Below are 15336 nucleotides of genomic sequence, written 5' to 3' on the forward strand. Positions count from 1 at the left end.
TACTCATCGGCGCCAGGTGATCTTTGCTGGGATGCCGGGGCCCGGGGCATTCCATCCGGGAAACGGATGGAATGCCCCAGCAGGCTCCGGTGACAAGCCTAAAGCGTGTACTCGGGAGAGTTACTCGCCCTTGGCCTTCGCGATGATCTCCTCGGCGACGTTCCGGGGAACCTCGGCGTAGGAGTCGAACTGCATCGAGTAGCTTGCGCGACCCGAGGTCTTGCTGCGGAGGTCTCCGACGTAGCCGAACATCTCCGAGAGCGGCACCAGACCCTTGACGATCCGGGCGCCCATGCGCTCCTCCATGGCCTGAATCTGACCACGGCGGGAGTTGATGTCGCCGATGACCTCACCCATGTAGTCCTCGGGCGTGGTGACCTCAACGGCCATCATCGGCTCGAGGAGCACGGGCGAAGCCTTTCGCGCGGCCTCCTTGAAGGCCTGCGAACCGGCGATCTTGAACGCGAGCTCGGAGGAGTCGACCTCGTGGTAGCCACCGTCGAGAAGAATGACGCGGACGCCCGTCATCTCGTAGCCGGCCAGGATGCCGAACTGCATGGCCTCCTGCGCACCGGCGTCCACCGAAGGGATGTACTCCTTCGGGATACGGCCACCGGTGACCTTGTTCACGAACTCGTACGAGGCGTCGCCGCCCTCGATCGGCTCGATCGCGATCTGCACCTTGGCGAACTGACCGGTACCACCGGTCTGCTTCTTGTGCGTGTAGTCGTGACGCTCGACGCCCTTGCGGATCGTCTCGCGGTACGCGACCTGCGGCTTGCCGACGTTCGCCTCGACCTTGAACTCACGGCGCATACGGTCGACCAGCACCTCGAGGTGCAGCTCGCCCATGCCACCGATGATGGTCTGGCCGGTCTCCTCGTCCGAGTGGACCTGGAAGGAGGGGTCCTCCTCCGCGAGACGCTGGATGGCAACACCCAGCTTCTCCTGGTCACCCTTGGACTTGGGCTCGATCGCGACCTGGATGACCGGCGCCGGGAAGTCCATGGACTCCAGGATCACCGGGTTCTTGTCGTCGCTGAGCGTCTCACCCGTGGTGGTCTGCTTCAGGCCCATGACGGCGACGATGTCGCCGGCGCCCACCGACTCGATCTCCTCACGCTTGTTCGCGTGCATGCGGTAGATCTTGCCGATGCGCTCCTTCTTGCCCTTGACGGAGTTCAGCACCGCGGTGCCGGACTCCAGGCGGCCCGAGTAGACCCGGACGAAGGTGAGCTTGCCGAGGTGCGGGTCGCTCATGATCTTGAACGCCAGCGCCGACAGCGGCTCGTCGTCGGACGGCTTGCGCTTGACGACGACGTCCGCGTCCTTGACGTCGTGGCCCTCGATGGCCTCGACGTCCAGGGGGGAGGGCAGGTAGCGGATGACCGCGTCGAGCAGGGGCTGAACGCCCTTGTTCTTGAACGCGGTGCCACAGAACACGGGGGTGACCGTGATGTCCTTCGACTTGCCGGACGCGATGGTGATACGACGGATCGCGGCATACAGCTGCTCCTCGGAAGGCTCCTGGCCCTCGAGGTACAGCTCCATGATCTCTTCGTCGTTCTCGGCGACCGTCTCGACGAGCTTGCCGCGGTACTCCTCGGCAGCCTCGGCGTGCGTGGCCGGGATGTCGACGACGTCGTACATCTCGCCCTTGGCCGCCTCGGCGGACCAGACCAGGGCCTTCATACGAACCAGGTCGATGACGCCCTTGAAGTCGGCCTCGGCACCGATCGGCAGCTGCATCACGATCGGGGTCGCGCCGAGGCGGTCCTTGATCATGTCGACACAGCGGTGGAACTCGGCGCCCGTACGGTCGAGCTTGTTGACGAAGCAGATACGCGGAACGCCGTAGCGGTCCGCCTGACGCCAGACGGTCTCGGACTGGGGCTCCACACCGGCGACACCGTCGAACACGGTCACAGCGCCGTCGAGGACGCGGAGCGAACGCTCCACCTCGACGGTGAAGTCGACGTGACCCGGGGTGTCGATGATGTTGATGGTGTGGTCGACGTCCTCGAGCGGCCAGTGACAGGTCGTCGCGGCGGACGTGATGGTGATGCCGCGCTCCTGCTCCTGCTCCATCCAGTCCATCGTGGCAGCGCCGTCGTGGACCTCACCGATCTTGTAGGAGACACCGGTGTAGAACAGGATCCGCTCGGTGGTCGTCGTCTTGCCCGCGTCGATGTGGGCCATGATCCCGATGTTTCGGACCTTGGCCAGGTCAAGTGAAGTGGTAGCCATAAGGCTTCAGTCTTCTCTCGGTCTCGATGTGGGTTGCGACTACCAGCGGTAGTGCGCGAAGGCCTTGTTGGACTCGGCCATCTTGTGCGTGTCCTCGCGCTTCTTGACCGAAGCGCCGAGGCCGTTGGAGGCGTCCAGCAGCTCGTTCATGAGGCGCTCGGTCATGGTCTTCTCGCGGCGGGCGCGGGAGTAACCCACGACCCAGCGCAGCGCGAGGGTGGAGGCGCGACCGGGCTTGACCTCGATCGGGACCTGGTAGGTGGCACCACCGACACGGCGGGACTTGACCTCGAGAGACGGCTTGACGTTCTCGAGGGCGCGCTTCAGCGTGATGACCGGGTCAGCGCCGGTCTTCTCACGGAGGCCTTCCATGGCGCCGTAGACGATGCGCTCAGCGGTGGAACGCTTGCCGTTGAGCAGGATCTTGTTGATCAGCGAGGTCACCAGAGGAGAACCGTAAACCGGGTCGATGATGACCGGGCGCTTCGGGGCGGGGCCCTTACGAGGCATTCTTACTTCTCCTTCTTGGCGCCGTAGCGGCTGCGGGCCTGCTTGCGGTTCTTGACACCCTGGGTGTCCAGGGAACCGCGGATGATCTTGTAGCGAACACCCGGCAGGTCCTTCACACGGCCACCACGCACGAGCACGATGGAGTGCTCCTGCAGGTTGTGTCCCTCACCCGGAATGTAGGCCGTGACCTCGATGCCGGAGGTCAGACGCACACGCGCGACCTTACGCAGGGCCGAGTTCGGCTTCTTCGGGGTGGTCGTGAACACACGCGTGCAGACGCCGCGACGCTGAGGGGAACCCTCGAGTGCGGGCGTCTTGTTCTTCTCGACCTTGTCCTGCCGGCCCTTACGGACCAGCTGCTGGATCGTAGGCACTACTTCTCCGGTTTCTGTGTGCCGTCAGTGAAGCTAACCTGGAACGTCGCCGACCCACGCGGTCGGGTGTGTCGAATGCTGCTGACCCCCGCCGCAAAACGGAAAAGGCGCAGATTACGGTGGCCGGTGTTGAACCCGTCATGCGGTTGAGGACACGCACACGAGCCCAGGCACACCCCAGGCACAAGGTCTGAGCGTACCTACCTCACCGAGTTCGGTCAAAACAAATGCAGGCAGCGGCGACACGCCGGACTTCCTACGGCGATTCGCCGCCGGAACCTTCCGTTCGCGAGCCTGCCCCGGTCGTCCGGGTTTTCGGACACCTGTCTTCAGTAAATGGATCACTCGCCGTGACAACGGGGGACCGTGCGCCGACGACGTACCGACAGGGTCCACGTCCGCTGGCCGCGGCTCCAGCACACCCGCGCAGCCGCCGTGCTCGGGCCTACCGTCCGGAGAGTACCTGCAAGCGGACGGGATCAGACGGTGCTCGTCCGGCGCCGGCTGGAGCTGATCGGCGGGGACCGGCCTGGAGGACCACCACAAGGCCGGTTCGGCGAAGTACGCGCTGCGCGTGGTCAGCGACGTCGTCCGCCGACAGGGCCTCGGCTCCGCCACGCCGCTGTCCGAGGCTGCCGGCCACCCGGGCCCCTGTCGGCCGGTGCGATTGACGCAGCCGACCGCACAACCCGTGCCGACGCGCGCGGGACGCGCCGCGCACGCGCCTTGCGGGTGCCGGTCCGGCCCCCGTTGGACACCCGCGGCGCTGGTGCTGCCCCTCACGCCCCCGGCGCCCCGCGTCGGCAGCGGACGCCCGCTGGGCGCCGGTCCTGCCCGTACGGGCCCCTGCAGCCCTCCCCCGCAGCACACCCCGCCCCCCGCCCGGGGCCGGTCAACGGCGCGTCCGCACCGCGGCCCACCAGCTCGCGGCGCTGACGCCGCCTCTCCGGGGAATCTGCTGCTCTTCCTCCCCGGGCACGCCGAAGGGCGGTCACCCCGCACGGGGTGACCGCCCTTCGTCAGACATGCGCCTTACTGGTTGTACGGACCGTAGTCGTAGTCCTCCAGCGGAACGGCCTGGCCGGAGCCGGTGCCGAACGGCGAGTAGTCGATGTCGTCGTAGCCGACGGCCGAGTACATCGCGGCCTTGGCCTCCTCGGTCGGCTCGACCCGGATGTTGCGGTAGCGGGACAGGCCCGTACCGGCCGGGATGAGCTTACCGATGATGACGTTCTCCTTGAGGCCGATCAGGGAGTCCGACTTGGCGTTGATCGCCGCATCGGTCAGGACCCTGGTCGTCTCCTGGAAGGACGCCGCCGACAGCCACGACTCGGTCGCCAGCGAGGCCTTGGTGATACCCATCAGCTGCGGACGGCCGGAGGCGGGGTGACCGCCCTCGGTGACCACCCGACGGTTCTCGGTCTCGAACTTCGAGCGCTCCACGAGCTCGCCCGGCAGCAGCTCGGCGTCGCCGGACTCGATGATCGTCACGCGGCGCAGCATCTGCCGGATGATGATCTCGATGTGCTTGTCGTGGATCGACACACCCTGCGAGTTGTAGACCTTCTGGACCTCGCCGACCAGGTGGACCTGAACGGCCCGCTGGCCGAGGATGCGCAGCACGTCGTGCGGGTTGGTGGCACCCGCGGTGAGCTTCTGGCCCACCTCGACGTGGTCGCCCTCCGCGACCTCCACACGCGCACGCTTCGAGATCGGGAACGCCGTCTCGTCGCTGCCGTCGTCCGGAGTGACGACGATCTTCTTGGTCTTCTCGGTCTCCTCGATCCGCACGCGGCCGGCGGCCTCGGAGATCGGGGCGACACCCTTCGGGGTACGGGCCTCGAAGAGCTCGACGACACGCGGCAGACCCTGGGTGATGTCGTCACCGGCCACACCACCGGTGTGGAAGGTACGCATCGTCAGCTGGGTACCGGGCTCACCGATGGACTGGGCGGCGATGATGCCGACCGCCTCACCGATGTCGACCAGCTTGCCGGTGGCGAGCGAACGGCCGTAGCAGTACGCACAGGTGCCGACCGCGGACTCACAGGTCAGGACCGAGCGGGTCTTGACCTCCTCGACGCCCGCGGCGACCAGCGCGTCGATGAGCACGTCACCGAGGTCGACGTTGGCCGGCGCGATGACCTTGCCGTCGACGACGACGTCCTCGGCGAGCATGCGTGCGTACACGGAGGTCTCGACGTCCTCCGCCTTGCGCAGCACGCCGTCGGCGCTCTTCTCGGCGATCCGCAGCTTGAGGCCGCGGTCGGTGCCACAGTCCTCTTCGCGGATGATGACGTCCTGCGAGACGTCCACCAGACGACGGGTCAGGTAACCCGAGTCGGCGGTACGCAGGGCGGTGTCCGCCAGACCCTTACGGGCACCGTGCGTGGAGATGAAGTACTCCAGCACGGACAGGCCCTCGCGGAAGGACGCCTTGATCGGACGCGGGATGGTCTCGTTCTTGGCGTTGGACACCAGACCACGCATACCGGCGATCTGACGCATCTGCATCATGTTTCCGCGAGCACCCGAGTTGACCATCATGAAGATGGGGTTGGTCTTCGGGAAGTTCGCGTTCATCGCGTCGGCGACCTCGTTGGTCGCACGCGTCCAGATGCCGATGAGCTCGTTGGTGCGCTCTTCCTTGGTGATCAGACCGCGCTCGTACTGCTTCTGGACCTTCTCGTCCTGAGCCTCGTACGACGCGACGATCGCCTTCTTCGCCTCGGGCACGACGACATCGGAGATGGCGACGGTGACACCGGAGCGGGTGGCCCAGAAGAAACCGGCCGCCTTCAGGTTGTCGAGCGTCGCCGCCACGATGACCTTGGGGTAGCGCTCGGCCAGGTCGTTGACGATCTCGGAGAGCTGCTTCTTGCCCACCGAGTAGTCGACGAACGGGTAGTCCTCGGGCAGCAGCTCGTTGAAGAGCGCGCGGCCCAGGGTCGTGCGCAGCCGGAAGCTGTCACCCTGCTGCCACTCGCCCGCGCCGGAGTCGCTGTCGGAGCCGGCACCCTCCTCGGCGACCGGGGGGACCCAGCCGCGCGGCGGGATGGTGCCGACGGGGAAGCGGATGTCGACCTTCGCCTGGAGCGAGAGCTCGCGGGCGTCGAACGCCATGATCGCCTCGGCCGTGGAACCGAAGGACCGGCCCTCGCCGATGACCTTGCGCTCCTCCTCGTCCGTGGTGAGGAAGAAGAGGCCCAGCACCATGTCCTGGGTCGGCATGGTGACGGGACGGCCGTCGGCCGGCTTGAGGATGTTGTTCGAGGACAGCATCAGGATGCGGGCCTCGGCCTGCGCCTCCGCGGACAGCGGCAGGTGCACGGCCATCTGGTCACCGTCGAAGTCCGCGTTGAACGCGGTGCAGACGAGCGGGTGGATCTGGATGGCCTTGCCCTCGACCAGCTGCGGCTCGAAGGCCTGGATGCCGAGGCGGTGCAGCGTGGGCGCACGGTTCAGCAGCACCGGGTGCTCGGCGATGACCTCTTCGAGGACGTCGTACACGACGGTGCGGCCACGCTCGACCATGCGCTTGGCCGACTTGATGTTCTGCGCGTGGTTCAGGTCGACCAGACGCTTCATCACGAACGGCTTGAAGAGCTCCAGCGCCATGGCCTTGGGCAGACCGCACTGGTGCAGCTTCAGCTGCGGGCCGACGACGATGACGGAACGCGCCGAGTAGTCGACTCGCTTACCGAGCAGGTTCTGACGGAAGCGGCCCTGCTTGCCCTTGAGCATGTCACTCAGGGACTTCAGCGGGCGGTTACCGGGACCGGTGACCGGGCGGCCACGACGACCGTTGTCGAACAGCGCGTCGACGGCCTCCTGGAGCATCCGCTTCTCGTTGTTCACGATGATCTCGGGAGCACCGAGGTCGAGCAGACGCTTCAGACGGTTGTTGCGGTTGATGACCCGGCGGTACAGGTCGTTCAGGTCGGAGGTCGCGAAGCGGCCACCGTCCAGCTGCACCATCGGACGCAGGTCCGGCGGGATCACCGGGACGCAGTCCAGCACCATGCCCTTGGGGCTGTTGCTGGTCTGCAGGAAGGCGGAGACGACCTTGAGGCGCTTGAGCGCACGGGTCTTCTTCTGGCCCTTGCCGGTACGGATGATCTCGCGGAGACGCTCGGCCTCCTCCTCGAGGTCGAAGGACTCCAGGCGCTTCTGCAGCGCCGCGGCACCCATCGAGCCGTCGAAGTACGTGCCGAAGCGGTCACGCAGCTCGCGGTAGAGCAGCTCGTCGCCCTCCAGGTCCTGGACCTTGAGGTTCTTGAAGCGGTTCCACACCTCGTCGAGACGGTCGATCTCGCGCTGCGCACGGTCGCGCAGCTGCTTCATCTCACGCTCGGCGCCCTCGCGCACCTTGCGGCGCACGTCGGCCTTGGCACCCTCGGCCTCGAGCTCGGCCAGGTCGGTCTCGAGCTTCTTGGCGCGGGCCTCGAGGTCGGCGTCGCGGCGGTTCTCGATCTGCTGACGCTCGACGGAGACGTGCGCCTCCAGCGACGGCAGGTCGCGGGTACGGCGCTCGTCGTCCACGAACGTGATCATGTACGCGGCGAAGTAGATGACCTTCTCGAGGTCCTTCGGCGCCAGGTCCAGCAGGTAGCCCAGACGCGACGGAACGCCCTTGAAGTACCAGATGTGCGTGACGGGAGCGGCCAGCTCGATGTGGCCCATCCGCTCACGGCGCACCTTGGCGCGGGTGACCTCGACGCCACAGCGCTCACAGATGATGCCCTTGAAGCGCACACGCTTGTACTTGCCGCAGTAGCACTCCCAGTCCCGGGTCGGACCGAAGATCTTCTCGCAGAAGAGTCCGTCCTTCTCGGGCTTGAGCGTGCGGTAGTTGATGGTCTCCGGCTTCTTGACTTCGCCGTGCGACCAGGTCCGGATGTCGTCCGCGGTGGCCAGGCCGATCCGCAGCTCGTCGAAGAAGTTGACGTCGAGCACTTGTCGTCAATCCCTCTTTCGGGGTCGAGTCTCAATCAATGGTCTGTACGGGTCCGGGGACGACGGGGGCTCTTGCAGAGCCCCCGTCAGGCCCGTCAGACCTCTTCGACGCTGCTCGGCTCGCGCCGGGACAGGTCGATTCCGAGCTCTTCCGCAGCGCGGAAGACGTCCTCGTCGGTGTCGCGCATCTCGATGGACATGCCGTCCGAGGACAGCACCTCCACGTTGAGGCACAGGGACTGCATCTCCTTGATGAGCACCTTGAAGGACTCAGGGATGCCGGGCTCGGGGATGTTCTCGCCCTTGACGATGGCCTCGTAGACCTTCACGCGACCGGTGACGTCGTCGGACTTGATGGTCAGCAGCTCCTGGAGGGCGTAAGCGGCGCCGTATGCCTCCAGCGCCCACACCTCCATCTCGCCGAATCGCTGGCCACCGAACTGGGCCTTACCACCCAGCGGCTGCTGGGTGATCATCGAGTACGGACCGGTCGACCGAGCGTGCAGCTTGTCGTCGACCAGGTGGTGGAGCTTGAGGATGTACATGTACCCGATCGAGATCGGGTCCGGGAACGGCTCGCCGGAGCGGCCGTCGAACAGGTTGGCCTTGCCGGACGCCTGGACCAGCCGGTTGCCGTCGCGGTTCGGGATCGTGGCCTCGAAGAGACCGGCGATCTCGTCCTCGCGCGCACCGTCGAAGACCGGGGTCGCGACGTTGGTGCCGGGGGCGACCTGGTCGGCGCCGATGGCCTGCAGGCGCTGAGCCCAGTCGTCCGCGAGCCCGGAGACGTCCCAGCCACGGCTGGCGAGCCAGCCGAGGTGGATCTCCAGGACCTGTCCCGGGTTCATTCGGGACGGGACACCCAGCGGGTTGAGGATGATGTCGACCGGGGTGCCGTCCTCCAGGAACGGCATGTCCTCGATCGGCAGGATCTTGGAGATGACGCCCTTGTTGCCGTGACGGCCGGCAAGCTTGTCACCGTCGGTGATCTTGCGCTTCTGCGCGACGTACACGCGAACCAGCTGGTTCACGCCCGGGGGCAGCTCGTCGCCCTCCTCGCGGTCGAAGACGCGGACGCCGATGACCTTGCCGGTCTCGCCGTGCGGCACCTTCAGCGAGGTGTCACGGACCTCACGGGCCTTCTCGCCGAAGATCGCGCGGAGCAGACGCTCCTCCGGGGTCAGCTCGGTCTCACCCTTGGGCGTGACCTTGCCGACCAGGATGTCGCCGGCGACGACCTCGGCACCGATACGGATGATGCCGCGCTCGTCGAGGTCGGCGAGGACCTCCTCGGAGACGTTCGGGATGTCCCGGGTGATCTCCTCGGGGCCGAGCTTGGTGTCACGGGCGTCGACCTCGTGCTCCTCGATGTGGATCGAGGAGAGGACGTCGTCCTGCACGAGGCGCTGCGACAGGATGATCGCGTCCTCGTAGTTGTGACCCTCCCACGGCATGAACGCGACCAGCAGGTTCTTGCCGAGCGCCATCTCACCGTTCTCGGTGGCCGGACCGTCGGCGAGGACCTGGCCCTCGATGACCCGGTCGCCCTCGGCGACGATGACCTTCTGGTTGACCGAGGTGCCCTGGTTGGAGCGCGAGAACTTCGCGACGCGGTACGTGGTGTACGTGCCGTCGTCGTTGGCGACGGTGATGTAGTCGGCCGAAACCTCCTGGATCACACCGTCCTTCTCCGCCTTGATGACGTCGCCGGCGTCGGTGGCACAGCGGTACTCCATGCCGGTGCCGACGAGCGGGGCCTCCGCCTTGATGAGCGGAACGGCCTGGCGCATCATGTTCGCGCCCATGAGGGCACGGTTGGCGTCGTCGTGCTCGAGGAACGGGATCATGGCGGTCGCGACCGACACCATCTGGCGCGGCGAGACGTCCATGTAGTCCACGTCGGAACCCGGGACGTAGTCGACCTCGCCGCCACGGCGGCGGACCAGGACACGCGCCTCTGCGAAGCGCATGTCATCGGTCAGCGCGGCGTTGGCCTGCGCGATGACGAAGCGGTCCTCCTCGTCGGCGGTCAGGTAGTCGACCTCGTCGGTCACCTGGTCGTCGACGACCTTGCGGTACGGGGTCTCGACGAAGCCGAACGCGTTGACCCGGCCGTACGAGGCGAGCGAGCCGATCAGACCGATGTTCGGGCCTTCGGGCGTCTCGATCGGGCACATGCGGCCGTAGTGCGACGGGTGCACGTCACGGACCTCGAAGCCGGCCCGCTCACGGGAGAGACCACCCGGGCCAAGAGCCGACAGACGGCGCTTGTGGGTGAGACCCGACAGCGGGTTGTTCTGGTCCATGAACTGCGACAGCTGGCTGGTGCCGAAGAACTCCTTGATGGAGGCGACGACCGGCCGGATGTTGATCAGGGTCTGCGGCGTGATCGCCTCGACGTCCTGCGTGGTCATGCGCTCACGCACGACGCGCTCCATACGAGCCAGACCCGTACGGACCTGGTTCTGGATGAGCTCGCCGACGTTGCGCAGACGGCGGTTGCCGAAGTGGTCGATGTCGTCGGTCTCGACGACGATCTGGGTGCCCGACTCGCCGACCGTCTCGGTCTCGCCGGCGTGCAGCTTGACCAGGTACTTGATGGTGGCGATGACGTCGTCGGTGGTGAGGACGCCGGCGTCCAGCGGCTCGTCCGCGCCGAGCTTCTTGTTCACCTTGTAGCGGCCGACCTTGGCGAGGTCGTAGCGCTTGGGGTTGAAGTAGAGGTTCTCGAGCAGCGTCTGAGCGGCCTCACGGGTCGGCGGCTCGCCCGGGCGCAGCTTGCGGTAGATGTCGAGCAGCGCGTCGTCCTGGCCCTGGGTGTGGTCCTTCTCCAGGGTGGCGCGCATCGACTCGTACTCGCCGAACTCCTCGAGGATCTGCTCGGTGGTCCAGCCGAGCGCCTTGAGCAGGACGGTGACGGACTGCTTGCGCTTGCGGTCGATACGGACACCGACCATGTCGCGCTTGTCGATCTCCATCTCCAGCCAGGCACCCCGGGACGGGATGATCTTGGCCGTGAAGATGTCCTTGTCGGACGTCTTGTCGATGGAGGAGTCGAAGTAGACACCCGGTGAGCGGACCAGCTGCGACACCACGACACGCTCGGTGCCGTTGATGACGAAGGTGCCCTTGTTCGTCATGAGCGGGAAGTCGCCCATGAAGACCGTCTGGGACTTGATCTCACCGGTCTCGTTGTTGGTGAACTCGGCAGTGACGAAGAGCGGGGCGGCGTACGTGAAGTCGCGCTCCTTGCACTCGTCGATGGAGTTCTTCGGAGGCTCGAAGCGGTGGTCGCGGAAGGTCAGCGACATCGACCCGGAGAAATCCTCGATCGGCGAGATCTCCTCGAAGATCTCCTCCAGACCGGACTTGGTGGGGACGTCCTGTCCGTTCTCGAGAGCCGCCTCGACTCGAGCCTTCCATGCGGCATTGCCGAGCAGCCAGTCAAAGCTCTCGGTCTGCAACGCAAGAAGGTTCGGAACCTCGAGGGGCTCCTTGATCTTTGCAAAGGAGATGCGCAGCGGGGCAGTGCTGGCGCCGTTGTTCGTATTCGCGGTCGAGGCGTTGCGCGAGGCGGCCAAGAGGGGGTCCTTCCGAGGGCTCGGACTCACTACGCGCGTACCGGTCCCATGCTGTGCACGGAGAAGGAAAGCCCAGGTCAGGACGATCAATCAGCCGATGCTCAAATATGGGCATGCCCCTGGTGACGGGCAGGAGGCAGCTAACAGGCAGCGCAAAGGGTCAGTGTAGCCACTTGGCACACTGATGTCCAGTGCGGGTTTTTGAAACCCTCGTTGTTCTCAACTCCGCGACCCCTGCGCCTTGTGGCGCACATCGATACTGCCCGTTCGGTCGTCGATCCATGCCTCGGATACGGATCGTTGTGACGACGCGTCCTGAGAATTGCGCGCTGCGTGCGGTTCGTCAAGGCCCCCCAGCCCATTCCTGCTGCGGGGATCGTCACTGACCAGCGTGGGGAACGCACGGCGAAGATCACCATACTCTCCGCAGCGGCCGGTGGGCGGCCGTCGCGGGTACGCCGAAGGGCGACCACCCGTATGGATGATCGCCCTTCGCGTGCGCCCAGCGGCGCGAGAGTCGTCAGACTCGGACCGTGTGCCCGCAGGCACCGGTCGGGACTTACTTGACCTCGACGGACGCGCCGGCGGCCTTGAGGGACTCGGCAGCCTTCTCGGCGGCCTCCTTGGCGACCTTCTCGAGGACCGGCTTCGGGGTGCCGTCGACGAGGTCCTTGGCCTCCTTCAGGCCCAGGGAGGTCAGCTCACGCACGACCTTGATGACCTGGATCTTCTTCTCGCCGGCACCGGTGAGGATGACGTCGAACTCGTCCTGCTCCTCGACGGCCTCGGCGGTGGCGGCCGGACCGGCCGGACCGGCCACGGCGACCGCGGCGGCGGCGGTGACGTCGAACTTGTCCTCGAACGCCTTCACGAACTCGGAGAGCTCGATGAGGGTCATCTCCTCGAACTGCGCGAGCAGGTCTTCCTGGCTGAGCTTCGCCATGATGGGCGATCCTTCCAACTAATTCGGCTGGTGCCGAGATGTACATGTCGGCGGGCGTGCGGCCCGCTACGACCAGCGCCTCAGGCGGCGCCGATCAATGCGCGAGCCGAATTACTCGGCACCGCCCTGCTCGGCCTGCTTGGCACGGAGCGCGTCCACGGTGCGGACGAGCTTCGAGGGGAGCGCCTGGAAGAGCGAGGCAGCCTGGGACTGCTTGCCCTTGAACGCACCGGCCAGCTTGCTGAGCAGAACCTCGCGGGACTCGAGGTCCGCAAGCTTCTTGATCTCATCGGCGGACAGCGCCTTGCCATCAAGGACACCGCCCTTGATGATCAGGTTCGGGTTCTCCTTGGCGAAGTCACGAAGACCCTTCGCCGACTCCACCGGGTCACCGGTGATGAAGGCAACCGCCGTCGGACCGTTGAACTGGTCGTCGAGCGAAGTGATCCCGGCCTCGTTGGCCGCAATCTTGGTCAGCGTGTTCTTCACCACGGCGTACTGGGCGTTCTCACCGAGAGAACGGCGCAGCTGCTTGAGCTGAGCCACGGTGAGACCCCGGTACTCGGTCAGCACGGCGGCGTTCGAGCTGCGGAACTGGTCCGCGAGCTCGGCTACCGCGGCAGCCTTGTCGGGCCTTGCCATAGAGCGTCGGCCTCCTTCCGGGTGATGAGGACCGCTCAGAAGGGGCTGAACAAAACGAAACGCCCCGGCGCAGGCGCACGGGGCGTAGCTCGACCGGCTGTGCCCTTTGAAGAGCGAAGTCCGGGAACTTTCCACAGTCACCTGCGCAGGACGTCCGCGTCTCAGCGGAACCTTCGGCCGCCGAACCCTCGAGAACGAGAGCACGGCAACGACCAGCGGTCTTTGGCTTCTGTGGAAGAGTACGGGAACGGATCGCGCTCAGGCAAATCCGCCCGATTGCGTCACGCGCCCTCGGCGTCCTTCATCATCTCGGCGAGGTCGACGGTCTCACCGGGGGACGGCGCCTTCACGGTGACCGGCTTGTTGACGGCCAGGAACTTGATGACCACGTCCAGCGGACCCTTGTCGGTGGTGCTGCGGGTACGGAACTGCTTGGTCTGGTCGTTCTCGTCGATCCACATGTCCATCGTGAGCGACTTGGCGCCGAGCTTCTCGTAGTCCTTGAGGCTCTGCTCCCGGCTCTTCCTGGTCGCCGCGTCCTCGCCCTTGAGGCTGTCCCGCATGGCGTCGAGGGTGAGCGTGCCGGAGTAGTGCGTGGTCTTCACGCCGTCGATGGTCTCCTCGCCGACCTTCTTGAGGTCCTTGGAGGCCGTGAGCGCCGCGGAGTCCTTGGCCGGGTTCTGCTCCGCCTGGCGGGACAGGCCCGCCATGGGGTCCTCCCCGCCGGCCTCCTTGAGTGCGGCGAGGTCGAACTTCATCCAGTTCTTGCCGGGCTCGAGCGGCTCCCCGCCGTTCATGTACATCGCTCCGCCGACGACGCGGATCTCGACCTCACCGGAGTCGGCCCCCGTGCCGCCCTCCATCTTCATCTGCAGCGCGAGCGGCTTCATGCTCATGGAGGCCTGGGCCTTCATCGAGCCGTCCCCCGGAACCTTGCCGCTCATCGAGTAGGTGAGCGACGTGATCTTCTCGTTCTTCTCCGCGGCGCGCTTGATCGCGGCGGCCGGAGTGACCTCCACGGGCTTCGGCGCGGACGACGAGGTCTTGCCCCCGGGTGACGCCTTGTCGTCCTTACCCGTGCATGCTGCCGTGCCGCACAGCAACGCGCCGGCCAGCGCGACTCCGGCCATCTTCCGGTACATCGAATTCACGTTCCCCCCACGGGATCTTGCTCTATTCTCGATCAGTCATTCGTGACCCTACCTTTCGCCGCGGACAACACGTACCGAAAAACGGGCCGGCCCCCTCGGCTCCGGAGAGCCGAGGGGGCCGGTTCAGTACGCGAGACCCGCGACTGCCGTCAGATTCAGACGGCGGCCGGGTCCTCCTCGACGAGGAGGTTGCGGGTGCGGTTGGAGTCCAGCGGGATGCCGGGGCCCATCGTGGTGGTCAGGGTCGCCTTCTTGATGTAGCGGCCCTTCGCGGCGGACGGCTTCAGACGGAGGATCTCCTCCAGCGCCGCGGCGTAGTTCTCGACCAGCTTCGTCTCGTCGAAGGAAACCTTGCCGATGATGAAGTGGAGGTTCGAGTGCTTGTCGACGCGGAACTCGATCTTGCCGCCCTTGATGTCGTTGACAGCCTTGACGACATCCATGGTCACGGTGCCGGTCTTCGGGTTCGGCATCAGACCACGCGGACCGAGCACACGGCCGAGGCGGCCGACCTTGCCCATGAGGTCCGGCGTGGCGACGACGGCGTCGAAGTCCAGACGGCCCTTCGCAACCTCGTCGATCAGTTCGTCGGAGCCGACGATGTCGGCGCCCGCGGCTTCCGCGGCCGCAGCACGGTCACCGGTCGCGAAGACCAGGACCCGGGCGGTCTTACCGGTGCCGTGCGGAAGGTTCACGGTGCCACGGACCATCTGGTCGGCCTTGCGCGGGTCAACGCCCAGGCGGAAGGCGACCTCGACGGTGCCGTCGAACTTGGTGGAGGCGGTGTCCTTCGCAAGACGGACGGCCTCGAGCGGGGCGTAGTTGCGCTCCCGGTCGATCTTCTCGTCCGCGTTGCGGAGAGCCTTGCTGCGCTTCACTTCTTCTCCTGTTGGTTCAGGTGTGGAGTCGTGGTCCGGGCCAGCGCCTGGCCC

General features: G+C 66.2%; 9 protein-coding genes. All 9 read right to left on the reverse strand.

The features are described 5' to 3' along the window. Positions 1-120: 120 nt before the first annotated feature. The gene (fusA, locus tag OHS70_RS14910) at positions 121-2247 is read right to left on the reverse strand and encodes an elongation factor G (RefSeq protein ID WP_328397617.1); all 2127 of its coding nucleotides are present in this window, start codon (positions 2245-2247) and stop codon (positions 121-123) included. A 39-nt stretch (positions 2248-2286) separates the two neighbouring features. Beyond that, entirely contained in the window at positions 2287-2757 is a 471-nt protein-coding gene (rpsG, locus tag OHS70_RS14915; RefSeq protein WP_006347241.1) for a 30S ribosomal protein S7, read from the reverse strand. 2 nt (positions 2758-2759) lie between these two features. Beyond that, positions 2760-3131 carry a 30S ribosomal protein S12 gene (gene rpsL / locus OHS70_RS14920; RefSeq protein WP_003948652.1) on the reverse strand — a complete coding sequence of 124 codons (372 nt, stop codon included), beginning with the start codon at positions 3129-3131 and terminating at the stop codon, positions 2760-2762. Positions 3132-4163: 1032 nt separating this feature from the next. Further along, the gene (locus OHS70_RS14925) at positions 4164-8087 is read right to left on the reverse strand and encodes a DNA-directed RNA polymerase subunit beta' (protein WP_328397620.1); all 3924 of its coding nucleotides are present in this window, start codon (positions 8085-8087) and stop codon (positions 4164-4166) included. Positions 8088-8182: 95 nt separating this feature from the next. Beyond that, a complete protein-coding gene (gene rpoB / locus OHS70_RS14930) occupies positions 8183-11668 on the reverse strand; it encodes a DNA-directed RNA polymerase subunit beta (RefSeq protein WP_328397622.1) in 3486 nt (1161 codons plus the stop codon). A gap of 559 nt (positions 11669-12227) precedes the next feature. Beyond that, a complete protein-coding gene (rplL, locus tag OHS70_RS14935) occupies positions 12228-12611 on the reverse strand; it encodes a 50S ribosomal protein L7/L12 (protein ID WP_328397624.1) in 384 nt (127 codons plus the stop codon). A gap of 111 nt (positions 12612-12722) precedes the next feature. Then, complete coding sequence (gene rplJ, locus OHS70_RS14940; protein WP_328397626.1) at positions 12723-13253, reverse strand: 50S ribosomal protein L10; 531 nt, start codon at positions 13251-13253, stop codon at positions 12723-12725. 281 nt (positions 13254-13534) lie between these two features. Next, positions 13535-14404: an LppX_LprAFG lipoprotein gene (locus tag OHS70_RS14945; protein ID WP_443062605.1), complete on the reverse strand. Its 870-nt coding sequence runs from the start codon at positions 14402-14404 to the stop codon at positions 13535-13537. Between the two features lie 155 nt (positions 14405-14559). Then, entirely contained in the window at positions 14560-15282 is a 723-nt protein-coding gene (rplA, locus tag OHS70_RS14950; RefSeq protein WP_328397628.1) for a 50S ribosomal protein L1, read from the reverse strand. Between the last annotated feature and the right edge of the window lie 54 nt (positions 15283-15336).

Source organism: Streptomyces sp. NBC_00390 (genome assembly GCF_036057275.1).
Classification (GTDB): Bacteria; Actinomycetota; Actinomycetes; order Streptomycetales; family Streptomycetaceae; genus Streptomyces.